Annotated in this window: 17 protein-coding genes; 8 read left to right on the top strand and 9 right to left on the bottom strand. The window is 69.7% G+C overall.

What is annotated here, in order from left to right; genetic code table 11:
• Positions 1 to 327: 327 nt before the first annotated feature.
• Positions 328 to 495 (bottom strand): DUF3563 domain-containing protein, encoded by a 168-nt coding sequence (locus BUF17_RS22445; RefSeq protein ID WP_139282357.1) that lies wholly within the window; start codon positions 493 to 495, stop codon positions 328 to 330.
• Between the two features lie 326 nt (positions 496 to 821).
• Here BUF17_RS22445 and BUF17_RS00190 point away from each other — a divergent pair, with 326 nt between their 5' ends.
• Together BUF17_RS00190 and BUF17_RS00185 are read left to right on the top strand one after the other, a co-directional pair.
• The gene (locus BUF17_RS00190) at positions 822 to 1,061 is read left to right on the top strand and encodes a YMGG-like glycine zipper-containing protein (RefSeq protein ID WP_073625224.1); all 240 of its coding nucleotides are present in this window, start codon (positions 822 to 824) and stop codon (positions 1,059 to 1,061) included.
• A gap of 20 nt (positions 1,062 to 1,081) precedes the next feature.
• Positions 1,082 to 1,471: an EF-hand domain-containing protein gene (locus tag BUF17_RS00185; protein ID WP_084563696.1), complete on the top strand. Its 390-nt coding sequence runs from the start codon at positions 1,082 to 1,084 to the stop codon at positions 1,469 to 1,471.
• A gap of 245 nt (positions 1,472 to 1,716) precedes the next feature.
• Here the strand turns inward: BUF17_RS00185 and BUF17_RS00180 are convergent, their stop codons facing one another.
• From BUF17_RS00180 to ygfZ, 4 genes are all read right to left on the bottom strand, one after another.
• Positions 1,717 to 2,649, bottom strand: a complete 933-nt coding sequence (locus tag BUF17_RS00180) for a tetratricopeptide repeat protein (RefSeq protein WP_175563578.1) — start codon at positions 2,647 to 2,649, stop codon at positions 1,717 to 1,719.
• 23 nt (positions 2,650 to 2,672) lie between these two features.
• Positions 2,673 to 4,184 (bottom strand): vWA domain-containing protein, encoded by a 1,512-nt coding sequence (locus BUF17_RS00175; RefSeq protein ID WP_073625222.1) that lies wholly within the window; start codon positions 4,182 to 4,184, stop codon positions 2,673 to 2,675.
• 300 nt (positions 4,185 to 4,484) lie between these two features.
• Positions 4,485 to 5,060 (bottom strand): YfbR-like 5'-deoxynucleotidase, encoded by a 576-nt coding sequence (locus tag BUF17_RS00170; RefSeq protein ID WP_073625919.1) that lies wholly within the window; start codon positions 5,058 to 5,060, stop codon positions 4,485 to 4,487.
• Positions 5,061 to 5,105: 45 nt separating this feature from the next.
• Positions 5,106 to 6,023 carry a CAF17-like 4Fe-4S cluster assembly/insertion protein YgfZ gene (gene ygfZ / locus BUF17_RS00165; protein WP_073625221.1) on the bottom strand — a complete coding sequence of 306 codons (918 nt, stop codon included), beginning with the start codon at positions 6,021 to 6,023 and terminating at the stop codon, positions 5,106 to 5,108.
• 176 nt (positions 6,024 to 6,199) lie between these two features.
• On the opposite strand from ygfZ, the gene BUF17_RS00160 reads away from it, so the two are divergent.
• Complete coding sequence (locus BUF17_RS00160) at positions 6,200 to 7,546, top strand: dihydroorotase (RefSeq protein ID WP_073625220.1); 1,347 nt, start codon at positions 6,200 to 6,202, stop codon at positions 7,544 to 7,546.
• A gap of 148 nt (positions 7,547 to 7,694) precedes the next feature.
• Here BUF17_RS00160 and BUF17_RS00155 read toward each other — a convergent pair whose 3' ends face one another.
• Positions 7,695 to 9,551 carry a peptidoglycan L,D-endopeptidase MepK gene (locus BUF17_RS00155; RefSeq protein ID WP_139282356.1) on the bottom strand — a complete coding sequence of 619 codons (1,857 nt, stop codon included), beginning with the start codon at positions 9,549 to 9,551 and terminating at the stop codon, positions 7,695 to 7,697.
• A gap of 816 nt (positions 9,552 to 10,367) precedes the next feature.
• Between BUF17_RS00155 and BUF17_RS00150 the strand changes: the two genes are divergently transcribed.
• The 5 genes from BUF17_RS00150 to BUF17_RS00130 all read left to right on the top strand — a co-directional run bounded on the left by BUF17_RS00150 (position 10,368) and on the right by BUF17_RS00130 (position 14,408).
• Positions 10,368 to 10,955, top strand: a complete 588-nt coding sequence (locus BUF17_RS00150; RefSeq protein ID WP_139282355.1) for a Tat pathway signal protein — start codon at positions 10,368 to 10,370, stop codon at positions 10,953 to 10,955.
• 111 nt (positions 10,956 to 11,066) lie between these two features.
• Positions 11,067 to 12,092 carry a tonB-system energizer ExbB gene (exbB, locus tag BUF17_RS00145; RefSeq protein WP_244530712.1) on the top strand — a complete coding sequence of 342 codons (1,026 nt, stop codon included), beginning with the start codon at positions 11,067 to 11,069 and terminating at the stop codon, positions 12,090 to 12,092.
• Between the two features lie 35 nt (positions 12,093 to 12,127).
• On the top strand, positions 12,128 to 12,550 hold the full coding sequence (gene exbD, locus BUF17_RS00140) for a TonB system transport protein ExbD (RefSeq protein ID WP_073625217.1): 423 nt from the start codon (positions 12,128 to 12,130) through the stop codon (positions 12,548 to 12,550).
• 236 nt (positions 12,551 to 12,786) lie between these two features.
• Positions 12,787 to 13,788 carry a TonB family protein gene (locus BUF17_RS00135; protein ID WP_073625216.1) on the top strand — a complete coding sequence of 334 codons (1,002 nt, stop codon included), beginning with the start codon at positions 12,787 to 12,789 and terminating at the stop codon, positions 13,786 to 13,788.
• Positions 13,789 to 13,904: 116 nt separating this feature from the next.
• Positions 13,905 to 14,408: a tyrosine phosphatase family protein gene (locus tag BUF17_RS00130; protein WP_073625215.1), complete on the top strand. Its 504-nt coding sequence runs from the start codon at positions 13,905 to 13,907 to the stop codon at positions 14,406 to 14,408.
• 42 nt (positions 14,409 to 14,450) lie between these two features.
• Here the strand turns inward: BUF17_RS00130 and BUF17_RS22805 are convergent, their stop codons facing one another.
• The 3 genes from BUF17_RS22805 to ppdK form a co-directional block, all read right to left on the bottom strand.
• On the bottom strand, positions 14,451 to 15,728 hold the full coding sequence (locus BUF17_RS22805; protein ID WP_084563689.1) for a cell wall hydrolase: 1,278 nt from the start codon (positions 15,726 to 15,728) through the stop codon (positions 14,451 to 14,453).
• 309 nt (positions 15,729 to 16,037) lie between these two features.
• A complete protein-coding gene (gene dcd, locus BUF17_RS00120; RefSeq protein WP_073625214.1) occupies positions 16,038 to 16,589 on the bottom strand; it encodes a dCTP deaminase in 552 nt (183 codons plus the stop codon).
• A 195-nt stretch (positions 16,590 to 16,784) separates the two neighbouring features.
• The gene (gene ppdK, locus BUF17_RS00115; protein WP_073625213.1) at positions 16,785 to 19,451 is read right to left on the bottom strand and encodes a pyruvate, phosphate dikinase; all 2,667 of its coding nucleotides are present in this window, start codon (positions 19,449 to 19,451) and stop codon (positions 16,785 to 16,787) included.
• Positions 19,452 to 19,472: the final 21 nt, after the last annotated feature.

Here is a 19,472-nt window from a genome sequence, read left to right as displayed (position 1 = left end):
TGCGCCGGCCTTGTGCCATAGGTCGCGGGGGAGTGCAAGCGGCTGTCTTGCTTGTCCCCAGCCCGTTTCGACGCCCGGGACAAAATTATCCCCGCCTCGGTTCACGGGCGGGGACGGGAGACGATCCGTTGGAGAGGTGGCTGTCCCGGGCAAGGCAGCGGGCGCAGCGGAAAGCCGCAGGCCACGGCCACTCGTTCGCCCGGGACGAAGTCGATTTATGACGGGCGCCCACCGGAGGACATACGCACTGCACAATGGTCTATGGCTGTGCAGCCGCTCCGCTCGGCGGGATACCCGCAGGAAGCATCTTGCGAAAGCAGATGCTTCTTACAGATAGTAAGGATAGCGGCGACGGAAGCGACCGCGATCGATATCCATGTGACGGCGCTCGAGGTCATAGATGTCCTGGGCGTCGTTCAGATACTCGAGTTCCGGGTCGTACTCGCGCATACGCTTCAGCGCGCTGGTGATTTTGCTTGCGATCGGCTTGAACATGACATGCTCCTCTGAATGGTTTTCATGTGGAGCCCATCTCGACGTTTCCAAAGACACCCTACGGCATCTGATTACAAAGGTGTAATGATAGCTCGTCATCGCTGCTATGCAGCATATGCAAGCCCGATTAACCGCCGGATTATGCTGCACCGCATTATCACCGCAACCGCAGCCCGCATGACCGGCGCGCCTGCGCGCCTCGCTTGAACCGCTTCATGTCGAATTGGCGGCGATGCCATGGCCGATCGGTCATGGACGAATGCCCCGTGCAGTCGCAAAATCGCCGTCGCAGGATTCGTTCGGCGGATCCGACAGGGAGATTTTCCATGAAATACAAGGGAATCACGGCAGCGGTCGCGATGGCGGTGCTAGTCGCCGGTTGCCAGTCGTCGTCCACCTCCAGCACGCAGAAGAGCGAATTCGGCTGCCTTGCCGGCACCATGACGGGCGCTGTCGCGGGCGGCCTGATCGGAAGCGCCTTCGGCGGCGGCACCGGCAAGCTGATCGGCGCGGGCCTGGGCGTCGCGGGCGGCGGCTTCGTCGGCCACCAGTTGACCTGCAACTGATCCGGCGGGGGGATAAAGACATGGCACGCACGATCCTCTCCACCCTCCTGGCCTGCGGCGTCGCGGTTTCCGGCTTCTCCGCCGCCGCCTACGCGCAAACCGCGCCCGCGGCCCCGCCGGCGGCGACCGCCCCCATGAACACCGAGGAGAAGTCTGCCTTCGACAAGAACGGCGACGGCTCGGTTTCCAAGACCGAGTTCGGCGACTTCATGTCGGCCGCCTTCGGCGAACTCGACACCAACAAGAACGGCTCTCTCTCGCCGAAAGAGACGAAGAACGTGATGTCGCCCGAGATGTTCAAGAAGGTCGACACCAACGGCGACGGCAAGATTTCCAAGCCGGAATTCATGAACCAGGCCAACGCCGACTTCAAAGCCGCCGACAAGAACGACAACGGCTCGCTGCAGTAAGCGCGTCCGCGACCAGAACCGGGCGGCCAAAACCGGGCTGCAAGGACCGGGCGGCGGACGCCCCGTGCGCGGCCTTCGGGGGCGTGGCCGTCCGGCCGGCCCGGACGTCTCCCCGGCCGCTCAGGCGCCCGGGGAGAACCGGTCTGCTCCGAGACGTCCAGGCGTGCGGGCAGACGCTGACGCGCCTCGGATCTGCTGTCTGCCGTCGATCGGAGAAGCCCCTCCGCCGGAAGGCGTGCGACACCTCAATTCCAGTTGTGGAAGCCGCCAAACAGGGTCTGGATATTCTTCTGCGCCCCTTTGTGGCCCAGCTTGCCGGCCTTCAGATAAAGTTCGTAGGCGACGTCCCGGTTCAGGGGCACGCCTTCACCCTTCATGTACAAGCCGGCCAGATTGTTCATGGACTCTGTCGATCCGGCTTCCGCGCCCTTGCGATACCATTGCGCCGCCACGACCGGATCCTTCCGGACGCCGTGACCGTTCGCATACATGACGCCGAGCCCATGCAGCGCATGAACGTTATTCTTGCGCGCGGCACGGATATAGTAGCCATGTGCCTTGGCGAAATCCTTGGGCACACCCCAGCCGTTCACATACAGGAACGCGAGCCCGGCGAGCGCCATGTCCTGTTCCTGGGCCGCCGCACGCTCAAGCCACTTGCGGGCCTGCGCATAGTCACGCTTCACCCCGTTGGTGCCGTACATGTACCAGGTGCCGACGACTTCCTGCGCATCGACATCGCCAGCCTCGGCCTCGGCGATCCGGGCCGTGGTCTTGCGCGCGTCCTCTGTCTTCCTCGCCGCGGCAGCCGCCTCCTTCCGTTCGGCCTCTTCCATGCGCCTGGCCGCTGCATCGACCGTGTTGAACAAGGCGAGCGCATCGCGATAGGTCTCGCTGCCGCGATCGGCCTTGCCGAGATAGAGGGTGAGTTCCTCCTTCGCCTGAACGGGCCTGCCGCTCTGGCTGAGGGCGCGGGCATAGTGATAGTGAAAGTCCGGCGGCACCGCGATGCCGAGTGCCAGGATGCCCTCGAACGCATCGCGGGCCTTGGCCCAGTCCTGTGCCTCCATGCTGTCCCGCGCGATGAGAAGCAGCCGGTCGGCCTCGACCTCGGGCGGGAGCTGGGCACGGGCCGGGCCCGTGGCGGACAGGCCCACGAGAACGGCGCCGAACAGCACCGGTGCCATGATTTTCCGAAAGCTCATTGCGACGTTCCGCTCAGAATATCCCAGTTCACACTGCCCTGGCCCGATGTGCCGGAGCGCTTCGTATCCGTCTTTCCGAAGCCGCCGAGCATGTCGAGAAGCCGGCTGTTTTCGGTCGCGGCCTTGAAGGATTGGGCCAGCTTCTCCGCGCTGTCGGCGTGGTGATAGCTGCCGCCGGACGCGGCGGCGACCTGCCGGAGCTGCTCCGATGTCGTGGCATCGGTTTCAAGGCCGATGGTTTCATGACGGAACAGGATGCCCTCGCGCTTCAGCCGGGCGACCTGCTCGCCGACGTCGTTGCAGCTATCCGCTCCATCCGCGAGCAGGATGATGATCTGCGTCTTCGAATCCTTCGACCGGCTGGCGTCCATGAAGCGGTTGACGTGGGAGACCGCCGGTCCGAGCGGGGTTCCGCCGCTGGCGGCGATCGACTGGATGAAACGGTCGGCCGCGCGCACGTCACGGGTGAAGGGCAGAACCGAAATCCGCGGGTTGGCACATTCGCCCGAGAAGCTCGCGACGGAAAACTCCGTGCCGGAGACGCTCGCCGCACGCTTGATGGCGTCGCGCGCCGCACGCTTGGCCTCGACGAGGCGGTTCCCCTGCATGCTGCCGGAGGCATCGATCAACAGCAGCATGCTCGCGGTCGCCTTGCCTCTGCCTGAGGAAGACGCCGACGGCGCCGATGACGAGGCGGACGCGACGGCCGTGTTGCCGGCCGTGTCGCCGGACGCAACCGCCTTGCCCTGACCGAAGAGGCTCATGTCGAGCGGCGGCGGCGCGGCGGCCGATTTCGGGCCGGCGTTCTGCTGCTGCGCCGGGGCGGATGCCGCCTTGCGTGGTGCGGCCGCTTCCTTGCCGCCTTTCTCTTTCCGGTCCGTGGGCGCGGCGGCCACCGGGCCGGTGCAGGTCTCGCGCAGGTGGGCATCGTAGGCGCCGCGCAGCGCCGACAGATCGAATTCGGGCCTGATCAGCCGCACCTCCCGGACATGCACGCCTTGCTGGAAGATGGCCTTGGCCTGCGCGGCGGAGAGCCAGGGGTCGGAGGCGGACGGGGACCCGGAGGAGACGCGGAAGAGCCTGTCCCATGACGGGCTTGCGGGAACGCTGAGCGCCGTTTCCGAGCCGGTTTCCTGAACGAGACTGTCCGGACTCACGTCGAGATAGACGCGGGTGTTGGGCCCGCCGGTGTTGTTGACGAGCACGACGCGAAACACGGACGAGGACAGGAGCTCGACACCCCGCATCGCCTGTGCCCACGCGGCCGGGGACAGATCCGCGGGCGAAAGCCGCGCCGGTTTCGAGCCCGGCATGATGCCGCCGTTCCCCGCGCAGACCGATGCGTTGGTGATGGTGGCATATCCCGGCGCGGATGCCGCGGGCATCCGGTACTGGCCCGTGACGCCGTAGACCGGCTCACCGAGGTGGATGCCGAACTCCCACGTCAGCCGCACGCTCTCGAGCGAGATCGTGTTCTCGCGCGTGCCGAGATCGTTGGGCAGCGCCACCGCCGTCGTTCCCTTTGTCGTCGGTTGCGCCTGCGCGGCAGAAAGACCCGCCAGACAAAGGCCAACGACAATTCCCGCTGCAAACCTCACACGCCAACTCCCGACCGTGCGGAGCGTCCTCCGAAATAATCCCGGAAGACCGGTCGGGAATAATCTTCCATCGTCGCCTGCCGGGGCAAACCCGAATCCCCGGCGGGGCGGCCGCATTACGAAGATGTGACTTGGCTCGGCCGATTGCTCCACTGGAAAGCGGCATGCGGCCACATGAGGACCGCCGGGTTATTCAGGCGGGGGCGAGACTCAGCCGACGGCGTCGAGTTCCGCGAAGCGGGCGAGGAAGCGGGTCTGCACCTCGCCGGCGGGACAGGGCACCAGCAGCCCGGCGATCTCCGGCAGATCGGGGTCGATGCCGCGCGGCACGCCGAACAGCGTGCGTGCCTCCGGCTCCGCGAAGCCGGCGAGACGGGTCGCCTCCAGATAGGCCGAGGCGAGATCGGCGCGCTTGATCAGCCGCGTCACGGCCACCGGCAGTTCCGCCGGCAGACCGAAGCGCAGGTGCACCGCCGCCAGCAGCCGGTGCTCCACCTGCTTGTAGCCGGAGCCGAGCACCGCCTTGAACGGCGAGATCATGTCGCCGATGACATATTCGGGCGCATCGTGCAGCAGCGCACCCATCAGGGTGCGCCGGTCGCAGCCCGGCCGCATCCGCCGCACCAGCACCTCGACCAGAAGCGCGTGCTGCGCGACGGAGAAGGCGTGGTCGCCCACCGTCTGGCCGTTCCAGCGCGCGACGCGGGCAAGCCCGTGGGCGATGTCGGCGATCTCGATATCGAGCGGCGACGGATCGACCAGATCGAGCCGTCGGCCCGACAGCATCCGCTGCCACGCGCGCGGGGCCGCCCCGGGGCGGTCGGCCACGTCTCAGCCTTCCCCGGCGGACGCGGACGCCACCGGCGGCCATTCGAACCGGGCGAAGGCCGGCAGCGCGAGCGCCACGGCCGCATCTCCGGCGAGGATGGGCTCGCCGGCCGCCATCGCCTCCGCGGCGCGGTCCAGCCGGACGAGGGCGAGACCGCGCGGACCGGCCGATGAGCCGAGGATGCCGATGGACCGGCCTGCGGCGGATAGCTCGGTGCCGGCCGGAGGGAGGCTCGCCGCCCCGGCCGCAGCGGCCTGCACGAAGCGCCGCCGCGCGGTGCCGCGATGCTGCATCCGCGACACCACTTCCTGGCCGACATAGCAGCCCTTGGCGAAATCGACCCCGGACAGGCAGTCCATGTCGACATCGTGGGGGAAGACGTCGCCGAAGGCGAAGTCGCGCCCGCCTTCCGGCACGCCGAGGGCGATGCGGTGGGCGTGGTAGGCGTCTTCGCCGACGTCCTCGGCGCCTGCCGCCGCCAATGCGGGGACGCGATCCGGCGCCACCAGCGCGCGGAAGCCGAGGTCGGCGAGGCGCGGATCGGCGAACACGACGCCCTCGTCCGGCGGCGGGCCGCCCCACGCCGCGACGACGGCCATGCCGTCGCCGAGGGCGGCGATCTCGACCTTGGCGCGCAGGCGATACATCGCGAGGCGCTTGACGAAGGCGGCGACCGAGGCGGCGGCGATATCGACGAGGAGGCAGCCGCCGGGCTCGGCCGCGACGAGAAAATCGAACAGGATCTTGCCCTGCGGCGTCAGCAGGGCCGCGAAGGCCGCCCGCCCCGGCGTTCCCGGTTCGGCCGGGCGCACGACATCGAGATCGCTGGTGACGAGGGATTGCAGGAAGTGGTGCGCATCGGCGCCGGCGACGCGCACGACCGCCCGGTCGCGAAGCACGCAGAATGAGGTGACGCCCATGGGCTCGCTGCTCCCCGAAATTGCCTTCTGGAGATAAGCGAGGCGATGCGGAGGGGCAAGGCGCGCGAGAAGAACGCCCACGACAAGCCGCCGCCGGCCGATGCACCGGCCATGGTCGCGCGCGCGGCGGGCTTGGGCTATAAGCGCCGCGACCATCAGCAGAGGAGAGACGGCGGATGCCCTCCCATTTCGATCTCGTCCTGAAAGGCGGCACGGTCGCGACGCCGGCCGGGCTCGTCGCCGCCGATATCGGCGTGCGCGACGGGCGAATCGTGGCGCTGGGCGCCGTCGAAGGTGCCGCGATCGAGACCCGCGACTGCACGGGCCTGACCGTGCTGCCCGGCGTGATCGACAGCCAGGTGCACTTCCGCGAGCCGGGTCTGGAGCACAAGGAAGACCTCGCCACCGGCTCGCGCGCCGCCGTGATGGGCGGCGTGACCGCCGTGTTCGAGATGCCGAACACCAAGCCGCTGACCACGAGCGCCGAGACGCTCGCCGACAAGGTCGCCCGCGCCACCGGGCGGATGCACTGCGACTTCGCCTTCTGGGTGGGCGCGACCGCCGGCAATGTCGACGACCTGCCGGAGCTGGAACGGCTGCCGGGCGCGGCGGGCATCAAGATCTTCATGGGCTCGTCCACCGGCGACCTGCTCGTCGCCGACGACGAGACGCTGGCGCGGGTGCTGTCGAAGACACGTCGCCGGGTGGCGGTGCATGCCGAGGACGAGCCCCGGCTCGAAGCCCGCAAGCCGCTGCGCGTGGAGGGCGATCCGCTGTCGCACCCCGTGTGGCGCGACCCGGAGGCCGCGCTGATCGCCACGCGCCGGCTGGTGACCACCGCGCGGGCGGTGGGCGCGCGCGTCCACGTGCTGCACATCTCCACCGCCGAGGAGATGGCCTTCCTCGTCGACCACAAGGATGTCGCCTCCATCGAGGTGACGCCGCACCACCTGACGCTGGCGACCGACGAGCACGGTGCGAGCCTCGGCACCCGCCTGCAGATGAACCCGCCGGTGCGCGACAGCGCGGTGCGGGCGGCGCTGTGGCGGGCGCTCGACGGCGCTCTGGTCGACGTGCTCGGCTCCGACCACGCGCCGCACACGCTGGAGGAGAAGGCGAAGCCCTACCCGCAGTCGCCCTCGGGCATGACGGGGGTGCAGACGCTGGTGCCGATCATGCTCGATCACGTCGCCCAGGGCCGCCTGAGCCTCGCCCGCTTCGTCGACCTGACGAGCGCCGGTCCGGCGCGCCTGTTCGGCATCGAGGCCAAGGGCCGCATCGCGCTCGGCTACGACGCCGACTTCACCATCGTCGACCTGAAGCGCAGCGTGGAGATCGAGGACCGCTGGATCGCCTCGCGCGCGGGCTGGACGCCCTATAACGGCCGCCGGGTGACCGGCTGGCCCGTCGGCACCGTCGTGCGCGGCGGCTTCGCGATGTGGGAGGGCGAGCTGACCTCCCCGCCGCTCGGCCGGCCGGTGCGGTTCGAGGCGACGCAGCAGCCGGGCCAGCCGCGGGCCTGAAACCCGCCCGGCGGTCGCGAAACCGGACACGCGCAAGAGCGGATTCGCGCAAAACCGGACACACGAAAAAGCCCCGGCCTCGCGAGAGGCCGGGGCTTTCTTCTGTCCGATACGGATCGGCTCGGGCGGCGTGGTCAGCGCGAGGCCGTCAGCGCGACGCGGTCATGGGCTGATCGGCGGCGCCGGAGAAGTGATCGACGGCCGGGGCGTTGGCGACGACAAACGTGTCGGACGCCACGATGGCGGCGGCGGCGATCGGCGAGGCCGGCGGCGCCAGAAGCGCGTTCAGGCTGCGATAATCCGGCTTCGATAGCTGCGCGAACGTCTGGGAGCGCACCGAGACCTGGTTGGACAGGAGGCGCGGGTCGGTCTTCGACGGAACGCCGGCCGAACCGCCAAGGAAGGCGAGCGGATCGTCGGTACCGCCGGCAAGTCCGGCGACGGCCGGCGCCGCACCGAGCGGCGCATGAACGGGCGGCAGCGAGGCCGGCGGCAGGGCGGCCGGAACGCGGCTGGTGATGCGGCTGCCGCGCAGCACCGCGCGCGCCGTTTCCGCAAGCACGTCGCCGTCGCCTGTCGGCGGCGGGGTGACGGCGCTTCCGGCATAGCCAAGCGCCGTCACCGGGGCCGGCTCGCCGGCCGGACGCGGCTCGGGCAGCACGTTGCCATAGGCGGCGGCGACCTGCACGGCGGGATCGGCTTCCTGATCGGCCGGAGCGGCGGCATCGGCCGCGGCCGGAGCGTCCTGCGGACGCGGAACCGGCATCTGCGCGGCCGCGATCATCACCGCCTCGGCGACGGCGGGCGCGGCGGGCGCATCGGCCGGCTTCAGGATCGGAACGACGGCGACCGGACGCTGAGACGGCTCCTCGTCGGACGGCTGCGGAATGCCTTGGGCTCCGGCGACGAAGGTGCCGATGGAATCTGAGCCCGGGGCCGCCGGACGGGCCGGCGGCGGCACGGCGGCCGGCGTCTCGTCATCGTCGGACTGGGCGGCCGGCGCGGCCTTGGCGGGCGCGGCCTCAAGCGAGGTGCCCGGCAGCGCGTTGCGCACGCCCGGCAGCGCGGCGTCGGAGGCGGCGACCGCGGCTGCGGCCGGAGCGGCCGGCGCCTTGGCGGGCGCGGGAGCCGCGACCGGCGCCGGAGCGCCGCCCTCGTCGTCTCCCGCCGCTGCGGAGGCGTTGTCTTCCTCCTCGTCCGCGCCGCCGCCGAACAGGGCGGCGAGGAAGAACTTGCCCTTGCCCGGTGCGGGCCGGACCATCTGGCTGTCGTCGGTCTGCTGCTTTCCGGTGAAGGCCGCGAAGAACCCGCCGCCCGAACCGCCCTTGCTGTTGTCGATCGCGGCGATCGCGCGGCGTTCGCCGTTCTTGCGCGCCTCATAATCGGCAAGCGCTTCCTCGAAGCCGGGCAGCGGCTTGCCGTCGCTCGGCACGTGCAGCGTGTGGCCGTTCGGGAACACGCGGACGAGCTGCTCGCGCGTCATGCGCGGCCAGTGGCGAACGCTGCCGGTGTCGAGATGGACGAACGGGGTGTTGGCGGTCGGGTAGAAGCCGACGCCACCGACCTGCATCCTGAGGCCGATCTCGCGGATCTTCGAAATCGGCACGTCGGCGAGGTAGAAGTCCATCGCCTTGCCGTAGGTGTGCTGGCTGTTCTTGGCCACGCCGCGCGTACGACGCCGCAGCATGTTGTTGGTGGCCGGAGACCGGTAGGCGGAAACGATGCGGATGGGCGAGTGCGACCCGGTCTTCTGGTAGACCTCCCAGATGAGGTCGAACAGGGCGGGATCCATGCGGGTGGCTTCGTTGCGCCGCCAGTCACGCAGGAACTGGTTGAGCTGGCGCAGGCCCGACGGAATGAACTTGCCGTCCCTCTTGAACGTGATCTGAGCGGATTCGCCGGTGTGCGTATAATAGAGGTTGAGCGTGCGCGTCTCGGCCTTGGCCGGCTTCGCCGTCGCGGCGAGCGCGCCCGCGAACACGGTGCCGGCGACGAGCGTGGTCACCGCGCAGGCACCTGCGGCCCTGACGCCGCGCAGGAACAGCGCCGCACAGCGCGAACCGAACAGCCGGGAGCCGAAGCTGAAACCGAAGCCCGCGCCTGAGCGTTGTGTATCCGGATCCCGGCCGCTGCGGGAAGGAAGGGAATCGGTCTGACCGGACACGCTGGCGGCCTGAAGCGGCTGCCGGCGGGCGGAGCTAAGGGCGTCGGCGCCCGTTTGGTTCCGTCGTGCGTTCTCTGTCACTATTGCAGTACCGTATCCCTACGATGCGCCTTCCCGGCGGGAAACCCGGGATCGAGACATCGTGAAACCCCCGCAACGTTCGATACACGCCGAACCGTTAAAAAGCGTTTACCGTATCGCCCGACCATTGGATAGCGTTGCGGAATTGCATCCGCCAGAAAAAATTTTCGTCCACGCCCGACGCCCTCGCGCCGCGGCCGGTTTCGCGCGGCCATGGCGGTGTGTCGACACGCTGCCCTCCGGAAGCAAAACCAGACTCGAAGCAACCCGATCGCGTGGCTCCGATCTTTAAAGTAAAATACTTCTAATTATAGATTAGACGCCCTTTGTACGTTTTTGCGCCGTTATCGGCCACCGTAGTTGACAAACTACTTTCCTCTATACAGTGTCCCGGCAGGCAACGCTGAAGCTCGGTCGCTCGGGCCGGCGATATTCGGTCCTGGACGCCGCCTCGATCCCGCGAGAGCGCCCCGGCCGATCCATTTCCCAGGACCGCCCTGCCCGTTCTCCCGGTCGCCGACGTCCGTGTGAGGGCTCCCGGTGGCGCAGCCGGATCCATGGCGAGAGAACGACCCGATGGCGCGTGCATCCACCGAAATCTCTTCGTCCAAATGCGACGGTTCCGTGCGTCAGGCCGGGGGCCTGTGCCCCGTGGACCGGGGTGCGGCAACGATTCGCCGGCTTCGAACCGTGCTCGCCGGCTTCGCCTTCGCCGCCGCGGCGGCGATGACGGGGCCGGCGGCGGCGCAGGACACGGTCACGCAAGAGGCGGCCAAGCAAGAGGCGGCAACGGACGCGCCCGCCGCTACGCCGGCGCCGATCCGGCTCGAACTCAACAAACTGGAGCCGACCTCGGGCGGCGCGTGCCGGGTCTATTTCCTGATCGAGAACGGCAAGGGGCCGTCGCTGCGCTCGCTGAAGCTCGACCTGTTCGTGCTCGACGACAAGGGCGTCGTCGGCAAGCGGATGGCAGTCGAAGCCGCGCCCATCGCCTCCGGCAAGACCATGGTGAAGCTGTTCGACGTCGCCGGCGTCGAATGCGGCTCGTTCGGCAGGGTGCTGCTCAACGACGTGATCTCCTGCACGGCCGCCGACGGTGCCGCGCTTTCCTGTCTCGACCGGATCGACGTGTCGTCGAAGGCGGACGTGCCGTTCGGCAAATGACGGACGCGATGCCGGGACACTCCCCGCCCGGCGCGACGTGACTTCGCGGCGACGCCCGTCCGGCACGCGCACAGGGCCGGCGGCCCGGCCAGAACCGATGGATGAATGCTGATGGAACCGACGGCAGCCACTTCCTCACCGACCGCGGCCGTGCCCGCCCTCCCCGCGGCCGGGTCCGCGGATGCGGCGGGGACGGTTCCGGGCGGTTCGGTCATCGGCCAGATGCCGACCGGAGCCGGGGCGGCGACGCCGGCCGGCGCGGGCACCGCGATGCCGGTCGAGGCGGTGCCGGCCGCGCCGGGCGCACTTCCCCACGGTGCCGTGCCGCAGGGCGTGGACGCCCTGATGCCCCACGCCGCGAACGGGCTCGACCCGTCCGCCGTCGCCCCGTCCGCGGCCGCGCTGGACCCGATGGGGCCGGCGGTGCTGCTGCCGCACGACCTTTCGCCCATCGGGATGTTCCTCGCCGCCGACGTGTTGGTGAAGGCGGTGATGATCGGGCTTGCGCTGGCCTCGGTCATCACGTGGACCATCGCGCTCTACAAGGGCGTGGAGCTCCGGCGGGCGCGGCGGCGCGTCCGGGTCGGGCTGCGCCAGATCGCGGCCGCGCCCTCGCTCGCCGCCGCGGCGCAATCGCTCGACGGCACCGGCGTGACCGCGCTGCTCGGTGCCGCCGCCGTGGCGGAAATGCGCGTTTCGGGACGCCTGCCGGCCGCCGGCATCAAGGAACGGGTGGACAGCGCGCTCGCCCGCCTCGAAGCCGGCGAGGCCCGCCGGATCGGTGCCGGCACCGGCATTCTCGCGACCGTCGGCTCCGTCGCCCCGTTCGTCGGCCTGTTCGGCACGGTGTGGGGCATCATGAACGCCTTCATCGGCATCGCCGACGCGCACACCACCAACCTCGCCGTGGTGGCGCCGGGCATCGCGGAAGCGCTGCTCGCCACCGCCATCGGCCTCGTCGCGGCCATCCCCGCAGTGGTGATCTACAATCACTTCGCCCGCGCCATCGGCGGCTACAAGGCGGAACTCGCGGACGCCTCCGCCGCCCTCGGACGCCTGCTGAGCCGCGATCTCGACCGCATGGAAGCCGAGCCCATGAGCCGCCGCAGCCATTCGCTCGGCGCCGCGGCCGAGTAGAGCGTTCGGGGCGAGGAACATTCGGGGAGAGGATCATGGCCGCGCGCATCCGCGAAGACGACGAACTCACCGAAACCCACGAGATCAACGTCACGCCGTTCATCGACGTGATTCTGGTGCTGCTGATCATCTTCATGGTCGCCGCGCCGCTTTCGACGGTGGATGTGGAGGTGGATCTGCCCGCCTCCAACGCACCGCAGGCGCAGCGGCCGGAGAAGCCGATCTTCCTGTCGGTGACCGCCGACAGGGCGATCCACCTCGGCGAGGACACCGTGGCGGCGGGCGCGCTCGCCGGCGCGCTCGATGCGATCACGGCGGGAGACCGCACGACGCGGGTGTTCGTGCGCGCCGACAAGGCGCTCGCCTACGGCGACCTGATGGAGGCGATGAACGCCCTTCGCGCGGCCGGCTATCTGAAGATCGCGCTCGTCGGCCTCGAAAGCGTGCCGCAGCCGTGACATCCGGAACGCTGCGGGCGCGCCGGCCCGGCGTTGTGCCGGGCGACGATGCCAGCCGGCCGAGGCCCGAGCCAATTCCGTTCATGTCGAACCGATCTGAACGGCAAGGATATGCTCAGGCTTTTGAATCCGGAGCGATTTCCGGTGGATCTGATGATCCCATGAGTTCGGACAGCGCTCCGGCGGCGACCGCTGCAAAGCGGCCCCTGCTTCAACAACCGACGGGGAACGATGCCATGGCCGCGCTCGATGCCGGCAGGCCCTACGGCACGCTCGATATCGCCGCGCTCGCCGGCACGCTTTCGCGGCGGTCGAGCGTGCGCGGCTGGCTTGCGTGCGGGCTCGTGGTGCTCGCGATCCATGCGGCGGCGCTCGTCGCGCTGCTGCTGCGCCCTGCCCCGCCGCCGACGGCCGGCGAGACGGCGGCCGCCATCGCCATGGAACTGCCGCCGCTGCCGATGGAACAGGCCGAGGCGCTGGAGTCCGCCGACGCCGCCCAGTCGGCCGGTCCTTCCGAGACCCTCGACACGGTCTCGGAGATCACGCCGCCCGAGGAGGTGTCCGAGGCGGTGGAGGCCGAGACGGTCGCCGCGCCGGTCGACCCGACGGCGACGGCGGACGTTCCGCCGGACACCGTGGCCGCCGTCGACGCGGAAACGGCGGAGACATCCGAGGCGACGCCGGTAGAGACCGAACCGGTGACGGAGACCGAGGCGATCGACCCGGCGGCGGTCGCCGCCGACACGGCCGAGGTCGCCGCCGTGCCGCTGCCGCCGGAAATGCCGGCGCGGCCCATGCCGGAAGAAAAACCGCCGGAGCCCGTGCGCAAGCCGCCGGCGAAGGAAAAGCCGCGCGCCATCGCAGACGCGCGCGTCTCCACCAAGACCGTGGCGCCCCGGGCCTCGGCCAACTCCGAAGCGGCGGCGGGCGAGGCAAGTCAGGTCGCGCGCACCGCTTCGGCCGCGGCGGCACGGGATTTCGGCTCGCGGGTGCGCGCCGCCATCGAGCGGCGGAAGCGGTTCCCGTCCGGCGTCGCCAGCGGCGGCGTGGCGTCCGTGCGCTTCACCATCGACCGTTCGGGCACCGTGCTGAGCGCGAGCGTGGTGCGCTCGGCCGGACATCCCGACCTCGACGCCGCCGCGCTCGGCGCGGTTCGCTCGGCCTCGATCCCGCCCATCCCGGCCGAGATGGACAACGCGCAGCTCACCATCACCGTGCCGATCAATTTCCGCCACTGAAACCTGCGGCATGGCGGGGCGCGCGGGTTCGCGCGGACGTCCATTTCCACCGGGCGCAAAGCGGACTATCTCTCGCCCGCCGGCCGCGCCGCCGGCGTGCGCCGAGAGAAGTCGCCATGATCTATGTCTGCTCGCTGTCCCGTCTCCATCACGTCGTGGAGACGACGGGCGCCCGACACATCGTCACCCTGATCAACGCCGAGACGGAAGTGGTGCGGCCGAAGACGATCGCCGCCGGGGATCACCTGTTCCTGGGGTTCAACGACATCGTCTCGCCGGCGGAGGGCATGACGCCGCCCGGGGCGGAGCACGTCGAGGCGCTGCTCGATTTCGTCGGGCGCTGGCCGCGCGAGGCGCCGCTGGTGATCCACTGCTTTGCCGGCATCAGCCGCTCGACCGCCGCGGCGTTCATTTCCGCCTGCGCTCTGAATCCGACCCGCGACGAGCGCGAGATCGCGCTGGCGCTGCGGGCGGCCTCGCCTTCGGCCACGCCCAACAGCCGGCTGGTCGCGATCGCCGACGCGCAGCTCGGCCGCGGCGGGCGGATGTCGACTGCGGTCGCCGCCATCGGCAGGGGCCGCGACGCCTTCGAGGGGCATCCGTTCAAGCTGGAACTCTGACGGAGCGTATCTCAGCGGACACGTCCGGCCGGCGGCGGGCGATCAGCTCCAGCCGCCGCCCCACGTCGAATAGAACACGTGCAGCCCGATCTGCTTCTCGCGCTTGAACAGGCTCGCCCAGCGCGGCCGGACATAGGTGGCGTGATAGTGGGTCGCGGTGGTGAGGCCGGGGACCGAGAGCCGGCCGGCGGTCGTCTCGCGGGCGATGAGCTGCGCCTGATCCCAGGCCGGGCCGGGTATCACGCGGTCGGGGATGAAATCGCAGGCGAACGAGAACTGGCAGCGGTTGTAGAGGTTCTTGTTCTGGTAGACGACGCCGCAGATGGTGTTCGGATAGGCCGGATTGCGCACCCGGTTCAGCACGACCTCGGCGACCGCCACCTGCCCGTCGAACGGCTCGCCGCGGGCCTCGAAATAGACGGCCTCGGCAAGGCACTGCTGCTCGGCCGGTTTCACCACCTCGAACGGCAGCGGCTTGCCGGCCCAGGCATGGGGATCGACGGCGAGTTCCTCCGGCGTGACCTCTTCCTCGTCGGGGATTTCGATGCCGTTGTCGCCGAGCAGAACGCGGAACGGCGCCTCGACATCGAAGCCGCTCGACGCGGCGAAGGCGGAGACAACGGAGGCGCTGGCGGCGGCGACGGTGCGCGCAGCGATCTGCTTCTCGCGGTCGATGGCGGTGATCGAAAGGTCGCCCTTTTCCTGCTCCCGCAGCGCCAGCATCGCCTTCGGATCCTCCGGCGCCAGCGGCGGGGTGCGCACGAAGGCGACGCGCGGCATCGCCTCGTTGCCGATCTCGCCATAATAGCTCGCGGGCCGGAAGATGGTGCCGGCGGCCGGCTCGCCGTCGTCGGCACGGGCGGCGAGCGTGATCAGGCGGGCGCCCTTGGCGACGCGCTGGACGTGTTCGTCGTTGTCGAGGCGGCCGGCGAAGGCGTCGAGCCCGGCGACGGCGACCGGGGCGTCGCGCCGGTCGGACACCATGGCGAGGTCCGCCGGGGAGCGGCCGTTCATGTCGGCATAGGCGAAGGTCGGTGCCTGGGTGCTGCCGGCGGGCGCGGCGACGATGCGGGCCGCCCAGCGCGGTTCGCCGGCCTCGGCTTCCGCGACGAGACCGCGGATGTCCTGCATCGCGACTTCCGTGGTCAGCGCCATCAGGGCGAGAGCGACGAGAAGGACGCGCTTGGCCACGCCCGACGCCGTGGCGAGCCCGCGCGCGACGAGCGGGGCCTTCGGTGAGCGGCGCGGCACATGAAGCCGCGACCAATGATGCCGGGAACCCGTCAACTCAAGCACGGGACGGGCGGCGACCCACTCCATCGGCAGAACTCCCGGCAAGCCCGGAGCGCTTCCCGGCCGGACGGCATCGCCCGTCCGGGAGGAAAACGGCTCCGGATTCAAAAGCTTGAGCCTGCCCCGTCGGTCGGACCGTTTCGATCCGAAGGAACGGGCTCCGGCGAATCCGCGCCCAGCGCGCGATCCGTCCTGCCGGCGAGAATGCTGATATTAACCTTGACGGGGAGTTAACCGGATCGCCCGGATTGTGTCTGTTTGCGACCGGGGTGGCCGTGCGGGGAACCTTTCCGGCTTTCGTTGCGGGCTAAACAACGCGCGGTCCGAGGATGCCGATCAGCCGATCTGGCCGCGGAACTGGCCGCCATAGCCGCGCTCGGGCACGCCGAGGGTCTGTTCCAGGATGAGCTGGCAAACCCGCATCCCGGCGCGGAGCACGATGGGGCGCGGGCCGTGATTGACGATCTCGAGCTGGATCTGGCCGCTCGATCCCGCGTGGATGGTGGGCGCGGTGACGTGGACCGCGAGGCCAAGCCGCGCCAGCGCGCTCTTGCCCTCGAGGCGGCCGACAATGCGGGCGCTCGGGACCAGCAGCACCGCCTCGGCGGTCCAGGCCAGCACGAGCTGCTGCGGCTGGATGACGAAGCCTTCCGGGCCGATCTCCACGCCGATGCTGATGGCGTCAATGGTTTCGGCGAACACGTAGCCCGGCGCGGCCGGATCGATCGGCGCCGGTTCATCTTCCGCCGGGGGACGGAACACCTTCACGCGCTTGTAGAGCGTGAGGTCGACGCTGGTCGGCGCGAACGCCTCCTCCGGCGGACGCGGCACGATCTCGATGGCGCCGGTTTCGATGGAGTGACGGATCTCGCGGTCGGTCAGGATCATGAAGGCCTTCCAGGGCGGGCTGATCGCACGAGGATACAGTGCGACGAGCGCGTTGCGGGCGGATGAAACCGCCGGTTCGCAAAGAAATCCCGGACATGCTCGCATGGGATCGCCGCGGCGGGATATCCGGCATCCTGCGACGGATTGAATCACACCGGCGGCCTCACGGGCCGCCGGTGCGAACGTTGAAAACCCTCAGCGCTTGGCCTGCAGCGCCGCCTGGGCGGCGGCGAGGCGGGCGATGGGCACGCGGAACGGCGAGCACGACACGTAATCGAGGCCGACCGTCTCGCAGAAGGCGATGGAGGCGGGATCGCCGCCGTGTTCGCCGCAGATGCCGAGCTTGATGTCGGGCCGGGTCTTGCGGCCGCGCTCGGCGGCGATGGCCACGAGTTCGCCGACGCCCTCGCGGTCGAGGGTGACGAAGGGGTCGCGCTCCAGAATGCCGCGCGCCTGATAGGCGCCGAGGAACGAGGCCGCGTCGTCGCGGGAGATGCCGAACGTCGTCTGCGTCAGGTCGTTGGTGCCGAACGAGAAGAACTCCGCCGTCTCGGCGATCTCGCCCGCGCGCAGCGCCGCGCGCGGCAGCTCCACCATGGTGCCGACCTTGTAGGCGAAGTCCTTGCCGGTCTCCTGCTTGACCAGCGCGGCCATGGCGTCGATGCGCGCCTTGACGAGGTCGAGCTCGGCCTTGAGGCCGACGAGCGGCACCATGACTTCGGGCTCCACGGCCTTTCCGGTCTTCGCGGCGGCCTCGACGGCAGCCTCGAAGATCGCGCGGGCCTGCATCTCGGCGATCTCCGGATAGGAGACGGCGAGACGGCAGCCGCGATGGCCGAGCATCGGGTTGAACTCGTGCAGCGCGTCCGCCCGCTCCTTCAGAAGCGCGGGCGAGACGCCCATCGCCTCGGCGACCTCCGCGATCTCCTCCTCGGTGTGGGGGATGAACTCGTGGAGAGGCGGATCGAGCAGGCGGATCGTGACCGGCAGGCCGGCCATGATCTCGAACAGCGCCACGAAGTCCGAGCGCTGCATCGGGAGGAGCTTGGCGAGCGCGGTGCGGCGCCCGGCTTCGGTGTCGGACAGGATCATCTCGCGCACGGCGACGATGCGGCCCTCATCGAAGAACATGTGCTCGGTGCGGCAGAGGCCGATGCCCTCTGCACCGAACTCGCGCGCGGTGCGGGCATCGAGCGGCGTCTCGGCGTTGGCGCGCACCTTCATACGGCGCACGGCATCGGCCCACGCGATGATGGTGGCGAAGTCGCCCGAGAGGTCCGGCTTTCGCATCGGCAGCGCGCCGGCATAGACCTCGCCGGTGGCGCCATCGAGGGTGACGATATCGCCGGCCTTGAGCACCTTGCCGCCCGCCGTGAGCTTGCCGGCGGCGTAGTCGACGCGGACCGCGCCGGCGCCCGAGACGCAGGGCTTGCCCATGCCGCGCGCGACCACCGCCGCGTGGCTGGTCATGCCGCCGCGCGTGGTGAGGATGCCCTCGGCGGCGTGCATGCCGTGGATGTCTTCCGGGCTCGTCTCGATGCGCACCAGGATGACCTTGTGCCCGGCGCTCTTCAGACGCTCGGCCTCGTCGGACGAGAACACGATCTCGCCCGAGGCCGCACCGGGCGAGGCCGGCAGGCCGGCCGCGATCACGGTCTTCTCGGCCGAGGGATCGATGGTCGGATGCAGGAGCTGGTCGAGGGAGGCGGGATCGACGCGGGCGATCGCCTCCTCGCGGGTGATCAGGCCCTCGTTCGCCATGTCGACCGCGACCTTGAGCGCGGCCTTGGCAGTGCGCTTGCCGGAGCGGGTCTGGAGCATCCAGAGCTTGCCGCGCTCGATGGTGAACTCGATGTCCTGCATGTCGCGATAGTGCGACTCGAGCCGGGCGCAGATGTCGCGGAAGGCGGCGAACGCCTCCGGCATCACCTGTTCCAGCGACGGGTCGCTCGAACCCGCGGCGATGCGCGCGGCCTCGGTGATGTTCTGCGGCGTGCGGATGCCGGCCACCACGTCCTCGCCCTGGGCGTTGACGAGGAACTCGCCATAGAGCGCGTTCTCGCCCGTCGAGGGATCGCGGGTGAAGGCGACGCCGGTCGCGGACGTCTCGCCCATGTTGCCGAACACCATGGCCTGGACGTTGACGGCGGTGCCCCAGCTTTCCGGAATGGTGTGGATGCGACGGTAGGTGATGGCGCGGGCGGAATTCCACGAGCCGAACACCGCGCCGATGGCGCCCCAGAGCTGTTCCGTAGGATCCTGCGGGAACGGCCGGCCGAGATGGCGCTCGACGATTTCCTTGTAGCGCTCGATCAGCGTCCGCCAGTCCTCGGCGGTGAGATCGGTATCGAGAACGTAGCCGTTCTCGTCCTTGTAAATCTCGAGCTGCTCCTCGAACTCGCCGTGATCGACGCCGAGCACGACGTCACCGTACATCTGGATGAAGCGGCGGTAGGAATCGTAGGCGAAGCGCTCGTCGCCGGAAGAGCGCGCGAGACCCTGCACCGTGCTGTCGTTGAGGCCGAGATTGAGGACGGTGTCCATCATGCCCGGCATGGAGACGCGCGCGCCGGAGCGCACCGACACGAGCAGCGGATCGGCCTCGTCGCCGAGCCGGCGGCCGGTGATCGCGGAAATATGGTCCAGCGCGGACGCGACCTGGGCCTTGAGGTCTTCGGGATAGACCTCGCCGTGGCTATAGTACCAGGTGCAGACTTCGGTCGTGACCGTGAAACCGGGCGGCACGGGGAGGCCGAGATTGGCCATCTCCGCGAGGTTCGCGCCCTTGCCGCCGAGCAGGTTCTTGAGGTCGGCGGTGCCTTCGGCCTTGCCGCCGCCGAAGGTGTACACCCATCGCGTCATCCGAACGTCTCCCAGACATCG

The sequence above is a fragment of the Pseudoxanthobacter soli DSM 19599 genome (genome assembly GCF_900148505.1).
GTDB classification, from domain to species: Bacteria; Pseudomonadota; Alphaproteobacteria; order Rhizobiales; family Segnochrobactraceae; genus Pseudoxanthobacter; species Pseudoxanthobacter soli.
Note: the sequence above shows the minus strand (reverse complement) of the source record. Positions and strands in the feature narration are given on the sequence as shown.

Excerpts from the sequence above, each read along its gene's own strand:
- BUF17_RS00160 (WP_073625220.1), top strand. The coding sequence starts at position 6,200 with ATGCCCTCCCATTTCGATCTCGTCCTGAAAGGCGGCACGGTCGCGACG.
- exbD (WP_073625217.1), top strand. The coding sequence starts at position 12,128 with ATGGCCGCGCGCATCCGCGAAGACGACGAACTCACCGAAACCCACGAG.
- BUF17_RS00185 (WP_084563696.1), top strand. The coding sequence starts at position 1,082 with ATGGCACGCACGATCCTCTCCACCCTCCTGGCCTGCGGCGTCGCGGTT.
- dcd (WP_073625214.1), bottom strand. The coding sequence starts at position 16,589 with ATGATCCTGACCGACCGCGAGATCCGTCACTCCATCGAAACCGGCGCC.
- BUF17_RS00170 (WP_073625919.1), bottom strand. The coding sequence starts at position 5,060 with ATGCTGTCGGGCCGACGGCTCGATCTGGTCGATCCGTCGCCGCTCGAT.
- exbB (WP_244530712.1), top strand. The coding sequence starts at position 11,067 with ATGGAACCGACGGCAGCCACTTCCTCACCGACCGCGGCCGTGCCCGCC.
- BUF17_RS00135 (WP_073625216.1), top strand. The coding sequence starts at position 12,787 with ATGGCCGCGCTCGATGCCGGCAGGCCCTACGGCACGCTCGATATCGCC.
- BUF17_RS00190 (WP_073625224.1), top strand. The coding sequence starts at position 822 with ATGAAATACAAGGGAATCACGGCAGCGGTCGCGATGGCGGTGCTAGTC.
- BUF17_RS00150 (WP_139282355.1), top strand. The coding sequence starts at position 10,368 with ATGGCGCGTGCATCCACCGAAATCTCTTCGTCCAAATGCGACGGTTCC.
- BUF17_RS22805 (WP_084563689.1), bottom strand. The coding sequence starts at position 15,728 with ATGGAGTGGGTCGCCGCCCGTCCCGTGCTTGAGTTGACGGGTTCCCGG.
- BUF17_RS00130 (WP_073625215.1), top strand. The coding sequence starts at position 13,905 with ATGATCTATGTCTGCTCGCTGTCCCGTCTCCATCACGTCGTGGAGACG.
- BUF17_RS22445 (WP_139282357.1), bottom strand. The coding sequence starts at position 495 with ATGTTCAAGCCGATCGCAAGCAAAATCACCAGCGCGCTGAAGCGTATG.
- ygfZ (WP_073625221.1), bottom strand. The coding sequence starts at position 6,023 with ATGGGCGTCACCTCATTCTGCGTGCTTCGCGACCGGGCGGTCGTGCGC.
- ppdK (WP_073625213.1), bottom strand. The coding sequence starts at position 19,451 with ATGACGCGATGGGTGTACACCTTCGGCGGCGGCAAGGCCGAAGGCACC.